Genomic DNA, 13629 nt, shown 5'->3' with positions numbered 1-13629 from the left:
GGGGAGAGGTCGGGTTGCATCGAAGATGCAATCCGGGTGAGGGGAGCCTTCGCGAGTCCGTCCAGTTGACGCCCGGAAAGCTCCACCCACATCGTCATTGCGAGCGGAGCGAAGCAATCCAGAGTCCCTCCGCGGAAACATTCTGGATTGCTTCGCTCCGCTCGCAATGACGAGGACGAGGCAAAGTGTCTCGCTCTGACACCACTCCCGCGGAGACTCCCCCTCACCCCAACCCTGTCAGCGCGAGCGAAGCTCGTCGCGCCCCCGCTTGCGGGGAGAGGGAGAACACCTTCATTGATCCGGCCGCGGCTGCGGCTGCGCTTCTTCGGTCGGCAATGCCGCGCGCTCCCAGCCGTCGGTGCCATCGGGATACCAGGCGATGTTGGAATAGCCGTACGCCAATGCACGCTTGGCGGCGTTCCAGGACATCCAGCAGTCGGCCAGGCAATAGATCACGAGCAGCGCGGCCTTGTCGCCGCGCGACGCTTGCGCGAGGCCGCGCTGCAAATAATCGTCCATAGCTGGCGGCAAATTCCCGTAGCCGGTATCCGGCAGCCACAGGCTGCCGGGAATGTTTCTGCGCGGCGCATCGCGCCAGACGGTGCCTTGGGGAAGATTCTTCGGCTTCGGCGCGCGCGGCATCACGTCGATGAACGCGCCGCTCTTCGCGCGCCAGATCGCCTCGACTTCGGCTGTGGTGAGCACGCGGGCGCCGGCAAGCGTCGCCGGCACCGGCGCGCGGTAATTGTCGGTGCGGTAGCCCTCGGGCTCGAACGGCTCCTGCTGCTGCGCCCATGCCGGCGCCGCCAGAACGGCGGCGACCAGCGTAGCGGCAACGCGCCGCCTCATGGCGCCTTCTTGGCCGTCTCCGCGCCGAGTGGCCGGTCGCTCTCGTCCAGCAAGGGCACGCCGAAGTCGAGCAGGATCTTGTTGATCTCGCCCTGGTTCTCCTGGATCAGCTTGTTGAGCTGCCGCTTCCAGTTCTGGTCGGCGGGACGCACGCCCATGCCGATGCGATAGACCAGCTTCGGACCGGTGGTTTCCTTCACCAGCGGCGTGACGTGGAGCGAGCCGGCCTTCTTGGCATAGAAGCCCGCCATCGGTCCCCATAGCACGCCGGCGTCGATCTTGCCGGCCGAGAGGTCATCGATCATCGCCTGCGCGGAATTGTCGAAGCGCGTATCGATCATCAGCGGATAGGGTTTTGCGGCGCCCATCAGGCCGGCGATCGCCATGTTGGTCGCAGGCGGCGTGCCGGCGACGATGCCGACATGCTTGCCCTTCAACTTCGGGTCCTCAAGCGTGTCGACGTCCTCGAGCCCGCTGCCGGCCTTTGCGACCAACGCATAGGTCGTGCGGTAATAGGGATTGGTGCCCTGCACGAGGTCGTCGCCTTGCGGGAAGCCCATGATGACGTCGCAGCGATGCGCGCCCAGCGTCATCCGCACGAAGCCCGTGGCCTGCGGGAAGAAGACGTAGTCGAGCTTCTTCCCGAGCTTGTCGGCGAACAACTCGGCGAGCTTGTTCTCGAACCCCTCGCCCTTCTCGTTGGAGAACGGCAGATTGCGCGGATCGGCGCAGACCCGCAGCACCTTCGGGTCGACCAGCTCGAACGAGAGATCTCCGGTCTCGCTGGTCTGCGCCATGGCGACGTCGCCCAGCGCACAGGACGCAACCAGACCCCACAGCAAGAACAACCAGCGACGATGTCGTCCGGCCTCCGTCATCGCGCTTCCTCCTCGTTTTGTTTGAATGTTATCCATGCAACGCATGACGCGCCATGTTTTGCCAAACTTTGTGCTGGCTTCCCTTTGTTACAGTGCAATGCAGCAAACCCTTTGAACTGAGGCGGAAAAGTGTCTCACATCGCTTCAAGGATCGCCGCCCTGACCCTGCTCGGGATAGCGACGCTAGCACGCACGGAAGCAGCCGAATTGCCTGTAAGCGAAGTCGCGCCGGGAATCTTCGTACACTCCGGGACCATCGCTTTGATGACGCGCGAGAACGAGGGCGACATCGCCAATGTCGGCTTCATCGTGGGCGCTGATGCGGTCGCAGTGATCGACACCGGCGGCAGCCTCCGCGAGGGCGAGGCGCTGCTGGCGGCCGTGCGGGCCCGTACTGAGAAGCCGATCCGCTACATCATCAACACCCACGGCCATCCCGACCATGTCTTCGGCAATGCGGCCTTCGTGGCGGAAGGAACCAGCTTCGTTGGCCACAGCAAGCTGCCGCAGGCCCTGGCAACGCGCGGGCCCTACTATCTCGACAATTTTAGACGCATCATGGGCGACGAGCTGATCGATCCCGTGAAGATCGTACCGCCCACCCTGCTCGTGTCGGACACGATGACGCTCGATCTTGGATCGCGCCACCTGATCTTGCGGGCCTGGCCCGCCGCACACAGCGACAGCGATCTGACGGTGTTCGACGAGACGACCAACACGCTGTTCACGGGCGACCTCGTCTTTCTCCGCCACATTCCGGTCATGGACGGCAGCATTCGCGGCTGGCTTGCCCTGCTCAAGGAGCTTGAAACGGTTCCGGCAACCCGCGTCGTTCCCGGTCACGGCCCCGTGAGCGATTGGCCTGCGGCGCTCGCCGATGAACGACGTTATCTCACGACGATGCTGTCCGACGTCCGCACACTCAACAAGAAGGGCGCGCCGATCCGAACCGCCGCGGACAAGGCAGCTGAATCGGAACGGACGCACTGGCAGCTGTTCGACGACTACAACGCCCGCAACGCAACCGCAGCATTTTCGGAAATTGAATGGGAGTAGCGGGCGCGCTACGCTATGCCACGATCAGCTTCGCGGACCCTGACTGCTTCGTCCGCACGGGACCACGACCATGACGGGATGCATACGCCGCCTGCCCCTGATCGCCCTGCTTCTCGGCATCGCCTTCGCTGTGCCGGCGCAGGCCGAAGAGGCCTACGATCCCTGGCCGGGCCTGGTGCAGGACATCTTCAGCAACCGTCCCATGAACGACGGCGCCGACGTGATCGGCATCGAGATGCCGTATCGCGCCGAGGATGCCGCCATCGTGCCGGTGACCCTGCGCAGCAAGCTCTCGCCGGGCGATGCCCGCCGCATCCGTTCGATCACGCTGGTCATCGACCGCAACCCGGCGCCGATGGCGGCGAAGTTCGAGCTCGGGCCGGATGCCAATGTCAGCGAGATCTCCACGCGCGTGCGGGTCAACAACTACACCGACGTCCACGCGGTGGCCGAGCTCAGCGACGGCCAGCTCTACGTGTCGAAGACATATGTGAAGGCCTCCGGCGGCTGCTCTGCGCCGGCGGGAAAGAATGTCGAGGAAGCGAAGAACCGGCTTGGGCAGATGCGCTACCGGCAATTCGCGCGCGAGGACGCGCCGGCGAGCCGCGTCCGCGAGGCGCAGATCATGATCGGCCATCCCAACAATTCCGGCCTGCAAATGGACCAGGTCACGCAGCTCTATATTCCCGCCTTCTTCGTCAACCAGTTGAAGCTGACGCAGGACGACAGCCCCGTTCTGTCGATGGAAGGCGGCATCTCGATCTCCGAAGATCCCAATCTGCGCTTCATCTACGTGTCGAACGGCGCGAAGCGCTTCCGCGCGGAAGCCAAGGACACGGATGGGCACGTGTTCCGCAATGAGTGGGATGTGGAGAAGCCGGGGACTTAGTCGCGAGGCTTGCGCTGACTTACCCTCTCCCCTTGTGGGAGAGGGTGGATCGCCGCGTAGCGGCGAGACGGGTGAGGGGTATGCTTCCGCGAGCGACACTCTCAAACGACTGAGCGTGAGGAGAGATACCCCTCATCCGGCGCTTCGCGCCACCTTCTCCCACAAGGGGGGAAGGGATTGCACCGTCTATGCGGCGCTAAATCAGAAACACCTCACCTCGGCCTCGGCCTGCGCCCGCCTCAAATCATTCACCGCCGAATTCGCCTGCTCCGAGGTGCGAAACTGGACGCCGAGATTGCCGCGGACCTGGGACATGCTGAGCGCGGTCTCGGCGGTGACGTAGCGCTCATAGGTGACGATCGAGGCGACCACGTCGATCGAGCAGGAACATTGCTCGATCGCGGCCCGCGTCTCGCCATTGGCCTTCATGCAGCCATAGACGTACTCCGCACGCGCCGACGTCGGATAGTCGTTGGCCTCCTCGGCGCGCGCCGTGGACACGGCCGCCACCAGCACCGCCAATGCGGCGACAATCGGTCGTAGCTGTCCCGCCAGATTCATGAGCGTCCTCCCGCTGGTTGCGACGAAAGCTATGCTATGCGTATTGTCCTGAAAAGCACTCCCTTCGAGGAAACGGCTCACAAGGTGATGAGAGCACTTGGTCGAACATTGGCGCTCGCGGTGACGCTGGCGCTGACACAGGTCGCAAGCGGCCGCGCCGCGGATACCATCCGCCTTGCGGTGCAGAAGACCGGAACATTCTCCTGGGAGCTGGCCGCGATCCGGGCCGGCGGCCTCGACAAGGACGCCGACCTGTCGCTGGAGGTCACCGAGCTTGCGAGCCCCGAAGCCGGCAAGATCGCGCTCCGCGCCGGCAGCGCCGACATCATCCTGTCGGACTGGCTGTGGGTGTCGCGCGAGCGCGCCCTCGGCGCCAAGCTCACCTTCTACCCCTATTCCAGCGCACTCGGCGCGGTAATGGTGCCCGCGGCCTCGCCGATCAAGACGCTCGCCGACCTCAAGGGCCGCAAGCTCGCCGTCGGTGGCGGCCCGATCGACAAGAGCTGGCTGCTGCTGCAGGCGCGGATGAAGCAGGACGGCATCGACCTGAAGTCGGAAGCGACCATCGTTTATGGCGCGCCGCCTTTGATCGCCGCCAAGGCGCTCGACGGCGAGATGGATGCCAGCCTCAATTTCTGGAATTTCTGCGCCCAGCTCGAGGCCAAGGGCTTTCGCCGCCTCGCCGGCATCGAGGACATCCTTCCCAAGCTGGGCGCCAAGGGAGCTGTCTCCGCGGTCGGCTATGTCTTCGACGAGAGCTGGGCGTCAAGCCATCGCGAGGCGGTGGCGCGCTTCATCGCGATGACCCGCAAGGCCAAGCAATTGCTGGTCACCTCCGACGCGGCCTGGGAGAAGATCGCGCCGCTCACCGGCACAAGCGATGCCGTCATGCTCAAGACCTACCGTGACCGTTATCGCGACGGCATTCCGCGCCGGAGCATCGCCGACGAGGAGACGGATGCGCGCGTGCTCTACCGCGTGCTGGCCGAGACCGGCGGCCGCGACCTGGTCGGGCCGGCGGCCGAGCTCGATCCCGGCACCTTCTATCACGCAGTCCCCGGAGACTGAGGTGCTGCGTCTTCTCTCGTTTTCCCTGTTCCTGGCGACCTGGTGGATCGCGGCGCTGTTCGTCGGCGGCGCAAAGCTGCCCTCCCCGCCTGCCGTGCTCAACGTCATCATCGCGGAAGCCTCGAGTGGCGCGCTGTTCCTGCATCTCGGCGCCACGCTGGCGCGCGTCGCACTCGCCTTCGTGCTGGCGATGTCGCTCGGCAGCGCCATCGGTTACCTGATGGGGCGGGTGAAACTCGCCGACCGGCTCGGCGATCCCTGGCTGATCCTGCTGCTCAACCTGCCGGCGCTGGTCGTGATCGTGCTGGCCTATATCTGGGCCGGCCTGACTGAGGCGGCCGCGATCGCCGCAATCGCCATCAACAAGCTGCCGACCGCCATCGTCACCTTGCGCGAGGGCACGCGCGCGCTCGACCGCTCGCTGGACGAGATGGCGAGCGTGTTCGCGATGCCGCGCTGGCGCGCCTTCCGCCATGTCGTGCTGCCGCAGCTTGCGCCCTATATCGCAGCCTCGGCCCGCTCCGGCTTGTCGCTGGTGTGGAAGATCGTGCTGGTCGCCGAACTCTTGGGACGGCCGAACGGCGTCGGCTTCGAGATCGGGGTCGCCTTCCAGCTGTTCGACACGCCGCGCCTGCTCGCCTACTCCCTGACATTCGCGGCCGTCGTGCTCGTGATCGAGACGGTGCTGGTGCAGCCGTTCGAGGCCCGTGCAACAAGGTGGCGACCCCGTGCGGCTTGAGGTCGACATCACAGGCAAGGCGTTCAGGAACGCGGCGGGTGGCACGCAGGACGTGCTGGCGCCGATCAAGTTCGCGCTTCAATCCGGCGAGGTCGGCGTGCTGATCGGACCCTCCGGCTGCGGCAAGAGCACGATGCTGCGTATCCTCCTCGGCCTCGACCGCGACTTTCAGGGGACCATCGCGCGGCCACCGGAGGCGCGGATCGGCATGGTGTTCCAGGAACCGCGGCTGCTGCCGTGGCGCTCGGTCGAGCAGAATGTGCGGTTGGCTGCGCCCGGCATTTCCGATGCGAAGTTGTCGGAGCTGTTCAGGATCCTGGAGCTGGAGGCCCATCGCAGCCACTTTCCCGGCGAATTGTCGCTGGGCCTTGCCCGCCGCGTCGCGCTCGCCCGCGCCTTCGCGGTCGAGCCCGACCTGCTCGTGCTCGACGAGCCCCTCGCCTCGCTCGACGACGCGCTCGCAGGCCGCCTGCGCGACGAGATCGCCACGCTGGTGGCAAGCCGCCCCGTGATGACGCTGCTCGTCACCCACAGTATCGACGACGCGATCCGCCTCGGCGACCGCCTGTTCTTCCTGTCGCCGCGGCCGGCGCGCATCGTGGCCGAGGTGCCTATCGGCATCCCGCGCGACACACGCGGCGAAGCCGAGATTGCGGCGATCAAGGCCGATCTCGCCCGACGAACTCAAGGCGACCGCGCCGAGCGAGATGTCTCATAGCCGGTCGCCCGGCGGACGTGCTAGACAGGCCGGCGGCGGAGTTGATGATGACGCGGACGGTCGCCCTCGCAACGCTTGGTCTTGCGACGCTTGGCCTCGCACTCGTCGCGATGACAGCGCGCGCGCAGGACATGATGCGTGACGTCGACCTCACCTCCCCCGCGATGGTCTCGGCCGAAATGACCAGGCCGGAGGTCGAGGCGGTGCTGGCCAAAGCGAGCGCCGCGCAGCCTGCCGATTTCACCGGCAAACGCCTGTCGGGCCTCGATCTCTCGGGGCTGGACCTGTCCAACGCGATTTTCCGCGCCGCACGGCTCAACAAGACAATACTCCGAGACGCCAGGCTCGACCGTGCGATCCTCGATCAGGCCTGGCTGCTGGATGCGGATCTTACCGGCGCAAGCCTGAAGGGCGCCAATCTGTTCGCGTCGCAAATGGCCCGCGCGCGCCTCGACGGCGCGAACCTGTCGGGAGCGCGCATCGCTGCCGACCTCACCGGCGCAAGCCTGGTCGGCGCCTCGGTCGCGGACGCGCATCTTGGCGCCGATATGCGCAACCAGTCGATGGGGCTGATGCGCGCGGTACTGAGATCCGCCAATCTGGAACGGCTGAACGCGCGCAACGCCGATTTGTCGCGCGTCGATCTTGAATTTGCCTCCCTCAAGGGAGCCGACCTGACCGGTGCGTCGCTCAAAAATGCTCAGCTCGGCGGCGCCGACCTGACCGGAGCCACCGTCACCGACACCGATTTCGATGGCGCTGATCTTACCTCAGCGAAGCTGATCGCACCGAACGGCCTTGACCGCGCCCGGAATTTCGACAAGGCAAAGAACCGCGAGCGCCTGATCAGACAATAACGGCGTCGCCTTGGGTGGACGATCTTTGGGAGGACGATTTGATGCGTTGGGGTCTGGTGTTGATCGCGTTGCTGGCGCTTGCCGGCGAAGCCGCCGCACAAAGCAAGGGCAAGGGCATCCGGCTCTGGAATCTGACCACGGAGACGATCACCGGCTTCCAGCTATCGCCGGTTGGCAAGCCCGAGTTCGGCCCTAACCAGACCTTGAACGACAAGGACAAGGAGGTCGATCACGACGAGCGGCTGCGCATCACCGGCATCGAGCCTGGCCGCTATGACGCCAAGGTCACCTTTCCCAATGCGCGCCAGTGCTTCGTCCTCGGTATCGAGATCAAGGCGGATGCTGTGTTCTCGATCGCCGACAAGGACCTGAAGGACTGCACAAAATAGGACGGCCGCGTCACGCCTTGTCGTTCGGGTGCGGATATTCGCAGCGCCACCGCACCGCCTGCCACTTCGGATGCTCGCCGACCCATTGCGCGATGTAGGGCGGCGCGGCCATCACGCATTGGCGGGGCGACCCCGCATAGTTGAACACCAGATGCTGTTCCTCGCAGGTCGCAGGCGCGAGCACCGCACACACAGTCACCACCAGGTCGATCGGGTTCATGCCGGAATCCTCTCGCGGGACGATGGAATTTAGCACGAAAGGTTACGTTTCAAGGAGAGGGAAGTTTCAAACGGGCGTGAGGGATGGATGGAACAGCCGATCTCTCTGCTGCGCGAGGTCCTGACATGCGAGGCTAGTGCTTAAGGCCTTGACGCTTCCACACCGTCATGGCCGGGCATAGCCGTCCGAAGGACGGCGTCGCTTCCGCTCGCCTATGTCCCGGCCATCCACGCCTTGCTCCCCGGCACAAAGAACGTGGATGCCCGGGACAAGCCCGGGCATGACGACCCCTGCATTAGAAATTCACCCCGAACACCAGCCGCGCCTGATGGCGCTCGAAATTGACGAGGTCGAGATTGGCGCCCGATCCGGCCGGACGGCCCCAGGCCTGCATGCTCCAGCTTAGGGTGAGGCGCGAGCGCTCGGAGAGCTGGAAATAGGCGGTCGGGCCGACGAACAGGGCCTGGCCCGAAAACTCGCCGAGGCCGATGCCCTCGTATTGCCGGAAGTAGCGCAGCTCGCCGCCGAGCAGCATGTTGGGCCGCACCCGCACGAGGCCGGCGAAGGCCGCGCCGATCGTGGAGCTTTTCTCGGACAGTCCCGCCACCTCGAAGCGCGCCCATTCCGGCTGATAGATCAGGTTGAGCGCGCCGATAGCGAAGTTCGGGATCAGTTCGCGGTCGAAGGCGAGCGTGAAGTCGGTGCCGTACATCCGCCCCTTCGCGCCGCTGGTCTCGTCGATCCGGTCGCCGTGGAGCTCGGCGGCGACGGTCAGGCCAAACGGCGCGTGCTCGCGGTCGAGCAGGCGATAGCGCAGGTCGAGCGAGGCGCCCTGGAAATTGAATTGACGGCGATCGTCGATATCGGGGACGCCGGTGATGTCGTGCAAGCTTGCGGTGCCACCGACCTCGATGCGGAAGTTCGGCAACGGCACCACCTCGATCTCGACCTCCTGCGCGAGGGCGCGATAGGTGCCGCCGCCCTTGCCGAATCGCCCCGTGGTCTGGCTCTGAAATTCGCGCTCGCCGGGGTTGCCGACATCGGTGCCGATCATGAAGCCGAAGATGTGCTCGGTATCGAAGCCCTCCTCGGCGCTGGCATATGCCGGTGCGAGCGCGATCGTGCACGCAATCGCCACCCCAAATTTGCGAGCTCCGCCGTGCATCCCGTGTCCTGAAGGCCGCACCGCGTCAAAGCGGCAGCAGCGCTGACCGAGCGCCAGCGTAACACACTGCGGCAAGAGCACGACCGAGATTTTGGACAGAGCGTGTCGAAGCCAGCCCAGGTGTGACTTTTTAGGTGTGACTTTTCAGGTATGAAGTTGCATCGACGACAAAGCGCGAGGCGCAGCCACGAGGGTGCCGAACACTACCACGGCTTCGATAGCATTCGCCACCGAAGCCGTGGCAGGTTCGTCGGTCTTACTTGCGCGCAGCGCAGGCGTACATGTTGATTTCCATGCCGACCGGCACTTCCACGATCTTCGGAGCTTTCCAAGCCATCCGGGGTCTCCCAAGGTATTGAGCGCGACATCGCGCGGGGCAAAACCTAGGGCTGCGTCAGATGCAGCGCAAGCCTGGAAATGAACGGCAGATACAGCGAACTGTCGCATTTAGCCCGCGAATTTCCCTCTCGGGCAAATCACCTTCGCTCCCAGTCAAGCACTGCCGCTCTCAGCGCAACAAGCGCAGCAGTGCGCGGCCGGCGCGCGAGTTCAATTCCTTCGCATCCAGCGTCCCGTCCTTGTCCGGATTGGCGGCATTGAAGCGCTGCTCCACCACGGACAGATATTCGTCGAGCGTGAGAGTCCCGTCGCGGTCGGGATCGGCGGCGGCGAGTTCTTTCGCCGTCAGCCGTCCGCGCAATTCGCGCGCATCCAGCGTGCCGTCGTGATCGGGATCGAGCTTTGCGAACAATGCAGTCGCGGCCTTCTTCACCTCGGCAAGGTCGAGCGTGCCGTCATTGTCGGTATCGAACATCTTGATCGCGTTGCCGGAGGCCGACCACGCCGGACCGGACAGCAGTGCAATCGTGAGCGCAAGCGCAACAGAGCGACGCGAAATCATCAAAACCTCCCTGACCAAGAGCCCCGATTCGAGCGGGATCGAAACAACATAAGTCCACAAGCAAGCCCCGGTTCAAGTCCGGAATTGCAACCTGCGCGCCGCACAACTCGCGGAACCAGACTGCCCGAACCCGGCGGCCTGCGCTCGGCACCGATTCATGCCACGGAATTTTTCCAGCGCCTGCGCACAAGTGAGAGGCGACTGTAAGGTTTCCGTCAGGTGACCGGCACCTGCCGTCTAACATATCGGCGTCTCGATTACGACTTTCGTATTGACGCGTTTTGCATTCCGGCGGAGTGTTGCTGTCGCAGCGTCAAAAGGCGCGCATATTGGGAGGAACGGATGAAACGCTTTGCGATGGCCGCGAGCCTCGTCATGCTTGCATCAACGTATGCAAGCGCCCAGACCACCGAGCAATTGGTCAAGGGTGCGACCGATACATCGAACGTTCTCAACTACGGGATGGGCTACAATCTCCAGCGCTTCTCGACCCTGAAGCAGATCAACAAGGACACCGTCAAGAACCTCGTCCCGGTCTGGAACTACTCCTTCAACGACGATCGCAGCGAGGAATCGCAGCCGCTGGTGTACCAGGGCGTGATCTACGTGACCTCGCACAACGCGACCATGGCGGTCGATGCCAAGACCGGCAAGCAGATCTGGAAGAGCAAGATCGAGTATCCCGCCGAGACGCCGCGCATCGTCTGCTGCGGCATCATCAACCGCGGCGCCGCGCTCTACGACGGCAAGGTGTTCCGCACCACCCTCGACGCCAACGTGATCGCGCTCGACGCCAAGGACGGCAAGGAGCTGTGGCGGCAGAAGGCGGCCGACATCAAGGAAGGCTATTCGATGACGGTGGCCCCGCTGGTCGCCGACGGCGTCGTCATCACCGGCATCTCCGGCGCCGAGTTCGGCACCCGCGGCTTCATCGACGGCTGGGATCCGGCGACGGGCAAGCATCTGTGGCGCACCCATTCGATCCCCTCGCCTGACGAGCCCGGTGGCGACACCTGGAAGGGCGACACCTGGAAGCTCGGCGGCGGCTCGACCTGGATCACCGGCTCCTACGATCCCGTGCTGAACACGGTCTATTGGGGCATCGGCAATCCCGGCCCGTTCAACTCGGCGGTGCGCCCCGGCGACAACCTCTACACCTGCTCCGTGCTGGCGATGGATCCCAAGACCGGCAAGATCAAGTGGCACTACCAGTTCTCGCCGAACAATCCGTTCGACTATGACAGCGTGGCCGAGATGGTCCTCGCCGACATGAATGTCGAGGGCAAGCCGACCAAGGTGCTGATGGATGCCAACCGCAACGGCTTCTTCTACGTGCTCGACCGCACCAACGGAAAGCTGCTCGCGGCCAATCCTTACGTGAAGGTGAATTGGGCAACCGGCATCGACATGAAGACAGGCCGCCCCATCGAGACCGACGTTTCGAAGGACGCGCGCGAGGGCAAGAAGGTCACCGTCTATCCCTCGATCCTCGGCGGCAAGAACTGGGAGCCGATGTCGTTCAATCCGCAGACCGGCCTTGCCTACGCCAACACGCTCGCCTTCGGCGGCAGGTACAAGACCGAGCCCGTCACCTTCAAGCAGGGCGAATGGTATCTCGGCATGGACCTCACCGATCTCTGGGAATGGGGTGACGGCCCGCGCGGTCATCTGAAGGCGATCGATCCCATGACCGGCAAGGCCAAGTGGGAAGCGCCAAGCGACATCCCGCGCTTCTCGGGCGTGCTGTCGACCGCGGGCGGCGTCGTGTTCTCGGGCGCGCTGACCGGCGAGTTCGAGGCCTTCGACGCCGACACCGGCAAGAAGCTCTGGCAGTTCCAGACCGGCTCCGGCATCGAGGGGCAGCCGGTGACGTGGCAGCAGGACGGCGTGCAGTATGTTGCCGTCACCAGCGGCTATGGCGGCGTCTACTCGCTGTTCTCCGGCGACGAGCGGCTTGCCAAGGTGCCGCCCGGCGGCTCGCTGTGGGTCTTTGCAGTCAAGCAGTAACCACGGCACGATGCTGAAGGACGTAGCTCACAAGACGGTGGCGGCCATCGCCACCGTCGCGGTGCTGACGGTCGCGCTTGCTGCGACCGTTCGTGCCGCGGACGACGCAACCGGCAATCCCGTGCAGGCGCAGATCGACCATGGCAAGTCGACCTATGCTTCAAAGTGCTCGCACTGCCACGGTCCCAACATGTTGAACTCCGGCACCATCACGCCGGACCTGCGCGCCTTTCCCGACGACAAGACGCGCTTCATCACCACCGTGAAGAACGGCAAGAACAACAAGATGCCGCCGTGGGGCGATATCCTCAGCGACGACGAGATCGGCGATCTCTGGGCCTTCATCTCGAGCCGGAGGAAGCCATGAGGCGCTGGCTAGCCGCCTGGAGCCTCGCCGCGATCCTCGCGGCCAATGCTGCGCATGCGGCCGATGATCTCTTGAATGTCTGTCTCGACGAGGACCGCCCGCCGCTGTCGGTGCATCACAAGGGCAAGCCGGACTCCGGCTTCGATGTGCTGCTGGCGCAGGCGATCGCGGAGCGGATGGGGCGACCGCTGAAGATCCAGTGGTTCGAGAGCAAGCTGGACGAGGATTCCAGCCCGCAGCTCGAGGCCAATGCGCTGCTCTCCGACGGGCGCTGCTCGCTGGTCGGCGGCTACGCGCTGACGACGGATTCCCTCGTCAAGCCAGGCATGAAGACGGCGCGCCTGCCGGATTTCGCTGGCGCCACGCGCGAGGACCGGCGGCGCCGCGTCGCACTCGGCGTGCTCGCGCCGAGCCAGCCTTACGTCTATTCGCCGATGACGGTGGTGCTCGGGCCGAAGGCGAAGGGGCGCAAGATCGCCGACATCGGCGATCTTGCCGGACTCCGCCTCGCCATCGAGAGCGGATCGCTGGGCGATGCGATCCTGATGACCTTCGACAAGGGACGCCTGATCGACAACGTCACGCATCGCGTCCCCGGCCGCGACGATCTCCTCGGCGCGCTGGCACGTGGCGACTACGACGCGACACTGATCGACCTCGGCCGCTTCGATGCCCATCGCGCCGCGCATCCGGATGCGCCGATCACCGCGTCCGGCTACTATTATCCGATCGGCGCCAATCGCGGCTATGTCGGGCTCGCCGGCGATCCCGCATTGATCGACGCCGTCAACAAGGCGCTGACCGAGCTCGCCGCTGAAGGCAAGATCGCCGAATTCGGCAAGCAGGCCGGCCTCACCTATTTGCCGCCGCGCGAGCCCGCGATCCTCGGCGATGTCTGGATGAAGATCATTCAGCGGTGACGCCTGTTCAGCGAGAGCGGTCGCGCCTCGTTCTCTGCCGTCATG

General features: G+C 64.8%; 17 protein-coding genes. 10 read left to right on the top strand and 7 right to left on the bottom strand.

Annotated features, from left to right (window positions below; all coding sequences use genetic code 11):
- Positions 1 to 291: 291 nt before the first annotated feature.
- Positions 292 to 849 (bottom strand): PQQ-dependent catabolism-associated CXXCW motif protein, encoded by a 558-nt coding sequence (locus tag XI08_RS35250; protein WP_271577936.1) that lies wholly within the window; start codon positions 847 to 849, stop codon positions 292 to 294.
- Positions 846 to 1727, bottom strand: a complete 882-nt coding sequence (locus tag XI08_RS35245; RefSeq protein WP_271577935.1) for a substrate-binding domain-containing protein — start codon at positions 1725 to 1727, stop codon at positions 846 to 848. Before XI08_RS35245 ends, XI08_RS35250 begins: the two co-directional genes overlap by 4 nt.
- A gap of 129 nt (positions 1728 to 1856) precedes the next feature.
- On the opposite strand from XI08_RS35245, the gene XI08_RS35240 reads away from it, so the two are divergent.
- Together XI08_RS35240 and XI08_RS35235 are read left to right on the top strand one after the other, a co-directional pair.
- On the top strand, positions 1857 to 2783 hold the full coding sequence (locus XI08_RS35240; RefSeq protein ID WP_271577934.1) for a quinoprotein relay system zinc metallohydrolase 2: 927 nt from the start codon (positions 1857 to 1859) through the stop codon (positions 2781 to 2783).
- 70 nt (positions 2784 to 2853) lie between these two features.
- Positions 2854 to 3672, top strand: coding sequence for a quinoprotein dehydrogenase-associated SoxYZ-like carrier (locus XI08_RS35235; RefSeq protein ID WP_271577933.1), 819 nt, complete (start codon positions 2854 to 2856; stop codon positions 3670 to 3672).
- Between the two features lie 201 nt (positions 3673 to 3873).
- On the opposite strand, the gene XI08_RS35230 is transcribed toward XI08_RS35235, so the two are convergent.
- Positions 3874 to 4233 carry a hypothetical protein gene (locus XI08_RS35230; protein ID WP_167771181.1) on the bottom strand — a complete coding sequence of 120 codons (360 nt, stop codon included), beginning with the start codon at positions 4231 to 4233 and terminating at the stop codon, positions 3874 to 3876.
- Positions 4234 to 4320: 87 nt separating this feature from the next.
- Here XI08_RS35230 and XI08_RS35225 point away from each other — a divergent pair, with 87 nt between their 5' ends.
- From XI08_RS35225 to XI08_RS35205, 5 genes are read left to right on the top strand one after another with little or no spacing between them, the layout of a single operon-like run.
- Complete coding sequence (locus XI08_RS35225) at positions 4321 to 5301, top strand: ABC transporter substrate-binding protein (protein WP_271577975.1); 981 nt, start codon at positions 4321 to 4323, stop codon at positions 5299 to 5301.
- A 1-nt stretch (position 5302) separates the two neighbouring features.
- Positions 5303 to 6040, top strand: a complete 738-nt coding sequence (locus XI08_RS35220) for an ABC transporter permease (protein WP_135176688.1) — start codon at positions 5303 to 5305, stop codon at positions 6038 to 6040.
- On the top strand, positions 6030 to 6758 hold the full coding sequence (locus tag XI08_RS35215) for an ABC transporter ATP-binding protein (protein WP_271577932.1): 729 nt from the start codon (positions 6030 to 6032) through the stop codon (positions 6756 to 6758). Before XI08_RS35220 ends, XI08_RS35215 begins: the two co-directional genes overlap by 11 nt.
- 47 nt (positions 6759 to 6805) lie before the next feature.
- Entirely contained in the window at positions 6806 to 7615 is an 810-nt protein-coding gene (locus tag XI08_RS35210) for a pentapeptide repeat-containing protein (protein ID WP_271577931.1), read from the top strand.
- Between the two features lie 41 nt (positions 7616 to 7656).
- Complete coding sequence (locus tag XI08_RS35205) at positions 7657 to 8004, top strand: hypothetical protein (protein ID WP_271577930.1); 348 nt, start codon at positions 7657 to 7659, stop codon at positions 8002 to 8004.
- A gap of 10 nt (positions 8005 to 8014) precedes the next feature.
- Here XI08_RS35205 and XI08_RS35200 read toward each other — a convergent pair whose 3' ends face one another.
- From XI08_RS35200 to XI08_RS35185, 4 genes are all read right to left on the bottom strand, one after another.
- The gene (locus XI08_RS35200) at positions 8015 to 8224 is read right to left on the bottom strand and encodes a hypothetical protein (RefSeq protein ID WP_271577929.1); all 210 of its coding nucleotides are present in this window, start codon (positions 8222 to 8224) and stop codon (positions 8015 to 8017) included.
- A 295-nt stretch (positions 8225 to 8519) separates the two neighbouring features.
- Positions 8520 to 9389, bottom strand: a complete 870-nt coding sequence (locus tag XI08_RS35195) for a hypothetical protein (RefSeq protein WP_442869889.1) — start codon at positions 9387 to 9389, stop codon at positions 8520 to 8522.
- A gap of 256 nt (positions 9390 to 9645) precedes the next feature.
- Positions 9646 to 9726, bottom strand: a complete 81-nt coding sequence (gene pqqA, locus XI08_RS35190) for a pyrroloquinoline quinone precursor peptide PqqA (protein WP_012029362.1) — start codon at positions 9724 to 9726, stop codon at positions 9646 to 9648.
- A gap of 171 nt (positions 9727 to 9897) precedes the next feature.
- A complete protein-coding gene (locus XI08_RS35185) occupies positions 9898 to 10290 on the bottom strand; it encodes an EF-hand domain-containing protein (protein WP_027546467.1) in 393 nt (130 codons plus the stop codon).
- A gap of 342 nt (positions 10291 to 10632) precedes the next feature.
- On the opposite strand from XI08_RS35185, the gene XI08_RS35180 reads away from it, so the two are divergent.
- The 3 genes from XI08_RS35180 to XI08_RS35170 are packed head-to-tail and all read left to right on the top strand — an operon-like array spanning position 10633 to position 13584.
- On the top strand, positions 10633 to 12297 hold the full coding sequence (locus XI08_RS35180; protein ID WP_271577927.1) for a methanol/ethanol family PQQ-dependent dehydrogenase: 1665 nt from the start codon (positions 10633 to 10635) through the stop codon (positions 12295 to 12297).
- A 10-nt stretch (positions 12298 to 12307) separates the two neighbouring features.
- A complete protein-coding gene (locus XI08_RS35175) occupies positions 12308 to 12664 on the top strand; it encodes a c-type cytochrome (RefSeq protein ID WP_271577926.1) in 357 nt (118 codons plus the stop codon).
- Positions 12661 to 13584: a substrate-binding periplasmic protein gene (locus tag XI08_RS35170; protein WP_271577925.1), complete on the top strand. Its 924-nt coding sequence runs from the start codon at positions 12661 to 12663 to the stop codon at positions 13582 to 13584. Before XI08_RS35175 ends, XI08_RS35170 begins: the two co-directional genes overlap by 4 nt.
- Positions 13585 to 13629 lie beyond the last annotated feature (45 nt).

This window comes from Bradyrhizobium sp. CCBAU 11361 (genome assembly GCF_028128935.1).
In the GTDB taxonomy this organism is placed as follows: Bacteria; Pseudomonadota; Alphaproteobacteria; order Rhizobiales; family Xanthobacteraceae; genus Bradyrhizobium; species Bradyrhizobium niftali.
Note: the sequence above shows the minus strand (reverse complement) of the source record. Positions and strands in the feature narration are given on the sequence as shown.